General features: G+C 47.9%; 3 protein-coding genes and 1 tRNA gene. 3 read left to right on the top strand and 1 reads right to left on the bottom strand.

The annotated features are described in order from the left end of the window. The first annotated feature begins 274 nt into the window (after positions 1-274). The 3 genes from J0895_RS15240 (at position 275) to J0895_RS15250 (ending at position 3,298) form a co-directional block, all read left to right on the top strand. Positions 275-1,210 (top strand): serine hydrolase, encoded by a 936-nt coding sequence (locus J0895_RS15240; RefSeq protein ID WP_207088904.1) that lies wholly within the window; start codon positions 275-277, stop codon positions 1,208-1,210. A 272-nt stretch (positions 1,211-1,482) separates the two neighbouring features. Further along, a complete protein-coding gene (locus tag J0895_RS15245; protein ID WP_207088905.1) occupies positions 1,483-2,196 on the top strand; it encodes a hypothetical protein in 714 nt (237 codons plus the stop codon). 439 nt (positions 2,197-2,635) lie between these two features. Then, positions 2,636-3,298 carry a hypothetical protein gene (locus tag J0895_RS15250; RefSeq protein WP_207088906.1) on the top strand — a complete coding sequence of 221 codons (663 nt, stop codon included), beginning with the start codon at positions 2,636-2,638 and terminating at the stop codon, positions 3,296-3,298. A 199-nt stretch (positions 3,299-3,497) separates the two neighbouring features. Here the strand turns inward: J0895_RS15250 and J0895_RS15255 are convergent. Next, positions 3,498-3,586: transfer RNA gene (locus J0895_RS15255), tRNA-Ser, on the bottom strand. Positions 3,587-4,315 lie beyond the last annotated feature (729 nt).

Below are 4,315 nucleotides of genomic sequence, written 5' to 3' on the forward strand. Positions count from 1 at the left end.
AATCGAAGATTGGATAGACCAACTGCCTAACCCCACAGAACAAGACTCTGCCCATTAACATGGGCGCGAAAGGGTTCGCTACATCCCACGCTTAAAAGACGTGGGTTTTGCTCCCCTCTCGAACTCTCCCGCTCTATAAATGCTTAATTGTTAAGGCACAGTAACGTGACAGCAGCAGGACCGACGTAGCTAGAAGAGAGAATGAATGATTCTGACTTCTAAATCCTGAATTTTTAACCCATTCCAGTTGACTTGAACAACCTCAGAGAGAACCATGACATTTTTCCGCAAAGACGAGCAACTCGAAAACTTAGGCGATCGCATTTTAGCGGCAACCTGGGAGCAATTCCCCGAATTAAACCGCAACCAACTGGCGATGACCTGGGTGGTTTATGACCCTCCCGTATCGGTGAATACCGGCGGTGCCCTGAGTCCCGATGCATTTTGGGACCATCCAGTGCGCGGATTTAACTATCGCGGCGTGGAACGGATTTATCCGGCGAGTGTGGTCAAGCTGTTCTATCTCGTCGCGGTCTATGAATGGATGGAAAAAGAGATGATTCAGAGCTCCCCGGAGTTAGAACGGGCCATCCGAGATATGATTGTTGACTCCAGCAATGATGCCACAAGTCTGGTGATGGATATATTAACCGGGACCACCAGTGGTCCGGAATTGTCTTCTGGACCATTTGAAACCTGGAAGCACCAGCGCAATTTAGTAAATCGCTACTTTCAGTCTCTGGGATGGCCGGAACTAGAATCAATTAATGTCAACCACAAAACCTGGTGCGATGGGGCTTATGGTCGGGAGCGGGTTTTCCTGGGAGAGTTAATGGAAAATCGGAATATGCTGACCACGAATGCGACGGCACGTCTCTTGCATAGCATTGTCGGTGGGGTAGCGGTCTCGGCAAAGGCCACCACGGCGATGATGAAGTTAATGAAACGCTCCCTAGACCCCGATGACCTGGCGGAGGACATAGAAAATCAAGTGACGGGGTTTTTGGGTGCTCTTCTCGATCGCCAAACTCGGATTTGGTCTAAGGCAGGTTTAACCAGTACAGTCCGCCACGATGCGGCTTATATTGAATTACCGGAACAGCGCCCTTATTTATTGGCGGTCTTTACCGAAGGCAAGGCGCACAGCAAAAATGAAGCAATTTTGCCCTTTGTTTCCCAACAAGTAGCCAGTGCGGTGGGTTCACTGTAAAACTTGGCTGGTTTTGGCGTTTTTTGGGGTGAGGATTTTCTGGGTGAAAGCTCTAGCTTGATCGCCTGGGTTTGGCGCGGAGTCGGGTTTTGGATCGGTCTGGTGAGGGCGACTACTCGGTTGAGGCTGAATTCTGCTTTTCAGAATAAAAATTCCCCTCTGTAACATTGAAGTACCTATTAGGAGTAATTGTGGAGTTTCTATCGATCGCAACTGGTGTTTTTCTCTTCGGTTTGATTGCTCTCGGTGGTGGGGGTGGTCCAAAAAGAGCGATGGCCGAGCCATTCTCAGGCGATGTCACTAGGGAATTGGAGTTAAGGGCGATCGCTCAGTGGCCGGAGAATCCCTCTTTTGAACCCCTCTCATGGGATGTCCAGTCTGAGGGCATCAATCCACCCCCTTTACTCGCGGCTCAATCGGGGAATTTTGCGGAACTATTGACCGGAACGAGAGCGATAAGCGCCCCCCATTATTTCATGTTCCCCGGTCAGCCAACGGTTCCTCAAAACCCCACGGCTGAAGCAGAAAACAATCGGGTTTTGGCACAACGAGATAACGACATCGAACTCGGTCGAACCAGTCGGGGAGTGGGTAACTATCTTGGTGCTGCCATTAATATTGGATTAAATGATGGTGGTAGTCCCTTGGGACGGGGAAGTTTTGCCTTGACCAGTAAAATCGGACTGGCGGAGCAAGTGTCTGTACGTCCTTCCCTCTTGTTTGGAGAACACTTGATGGTACTGGTGCCGGTCACCATTGACTTTCCCTTTGCGAATACGGAAGATAGCTTACAAGTCGATGTTGCACCTTATATTGGAAGTGGCATTGCGCTTTCAACGGATGAGGATAATTTCATTGGATTTTTTGGCACGGTGGGAATTGATCGAGTCTTGTTTGACCGATTTGTCGCCAATGCCGCCTTAAATGTTGGGTATGTCGAGGAGATTGAAGTCGGGATCTTTGTGGGCGGAGGTTATCGGTTCTAAATGGCTCTGCTGTAAACCCTTTCGGGTAGGTTTGTGATCGGATTAGCGATCGCCTTGCCCTGCCTATTCGCTAAAGGTGCAGTATTCCTCCCTCTATTATTTGTTAATTTTTGTTCACATAATACAAAAAATACATCTTAGGGACTATTGCATCTGGAGGGGGAATGGATTAGATTAGCAATGTTTTAGCATCTGCTCTTCTGGGTGATTAGATCCTTGTCCTGGAATGGCAGATGGCTAAGATTTTTTGCTTTTAGCTTGCTGATTTCGCGGTTTAGGGAACACTCTGATTTATTGGGAAAATCTGGGGGGTGGTTCTCAAGAATTCATTGAACTCAATCGCCAATTCATTCCCAGTTAAATTTACTCTTTCTGAACCGGAATTCATGCAAAATAAAACAAAATAATTCCCGTTTATTGATGAATTTGGAGGGCTATTATGGGTGTGAGGAAAAAATGGGCAGGATATACTGCTTTAATGGTGTTACCTTGGTTAGGTATCCAACAGGCTCTACCTGCGACAGCGCAATATCCCAGTCTCCCAGAGCCACCCAGTGTAGAGATGCACTGGCCAATGGATCTGGAAGTACAACAGACTCAGGAAGACGGTGAGACGGGGATAGTGCAACTCACGGAAACTGACCGCGCTGGTCTTGAAGATTTGGAACTGTCGATTGACTTTAATAAAGAGGATGTAGTAAGGGGCGCAGCTATTCTGCCAGAAAACACCGAAGTGCAATCTCCTAACGCATCGGATCTGGCTCAGGCCCGTTTTCCCAATTATCGCTACAGCGCGGGTTTTGATTTACCAACTTTTGGTTGGGTCAGGATGGACGGTCGCGGGATTGATAGTGTCCTGGGTATTAACGCGGGACTTGGCGTCTCCTACAAAAAATACTTTCAGCCGGCAGTTCCTGGGCAGTTTACTGGATCCTGGGGGGTGGGAACCTTTGCGTTGGTCTTACCCTACGCCACGATTGGTGGGGATTATCAGTGGGATAATGGCTGGTATGCGGGGGGCAATATTGGTGCAGGGTTGTACTACTTTGACGATGTAATTCCCTTCCCGGTTGGGTATATCGGCGTTGGGTATCGTTGGTAAGGAGCGATCGCACCACTGAAACCAACCACTGAAACCAATCCTAATAAAAAAATCCCCCACTACCTTTGCAAGGCGTGGGGGATTTTAAAAATAAATTGCTCTACATTGACTCATTCAACTCTAGAGTTCGCTGAGATCTGCTCAGAGTTGCCGAGAGTTAACTCAGGTGAGTCGTGGCGGGGCCTCGGTGCTTTCACAACGGAGAGGGAGGGATTCGAACCCTCGTTACGATTAAAACCGTAAAACAGATTAGCAATCTGCCGCTTTCAACCACTCAGCCACCTCTCCAAGCTGTCTTGAGACATCATAGCAGGTTTTTTTGAGTCTGAAAAGACCTTTGGCGAGGAATTTTGCAAATTTTTTTTAAAACTGGATGAAACCCAACCCAACTCCGGGATTCAGGTCAAGAAACTCGGTTTCTCAACCCACAGCAAGGGAACCAGAAACCCGGTTGGTCTTCCCCATGTTGTACCCCGGACCAGGCCGGACTGGGGAAACGGGGGTGAAAGCCATTCATGTTTGCCGGTTTATTTTCCTTTCCAGTCAACCCCAGCAAGACTTGTGGGGGGAGATTTTCCAAAAAGATTAAAAGATGATAAACTATTGAAAATTCCCACAAAAAGTGAGTCACTTGATTTAACTCGCCCAAGCCCTCAAAGGGGTTGCATGATGAACAGTAACCCTATTATCTAAGCACAAAAATTCCACGGTTCAGGCCAGAAACCTGAGCAACGGTTAAATGTATGGTATCTGTCTGCAAAGACGGGTCAATTTTCTCTCGTGTTAACCCAGGAGGGAAAAAAGTGAGCTGTAATCGGTTGAAAAGCAGTTTTGCTTATCAACTAAGTGTGTTCAAACTAAGGCCCGTGATCGCTGATGATCGAAACACAAGAGAAACACGGTAGGGCTGGTAGCCTCGCGCTCTAAAGATGCTATGTGGAAAGCCCACACGAGCGGTTTTAACCGCCTACACTGTAGTCCAACCATGATGAGGGTCGTTAATGTAGCGCTCTATCG

It is taken from the genome of Phormidium pseudopriestleyi FRX01 (assembly GCF_017313335.1).
GTDB lineage: Bacteria > Cyanobacteriota > Cyanobacteriia > Cyanobacteriales > Laspinemataceae > Laspinema > Laspinema pseudopriestleyi.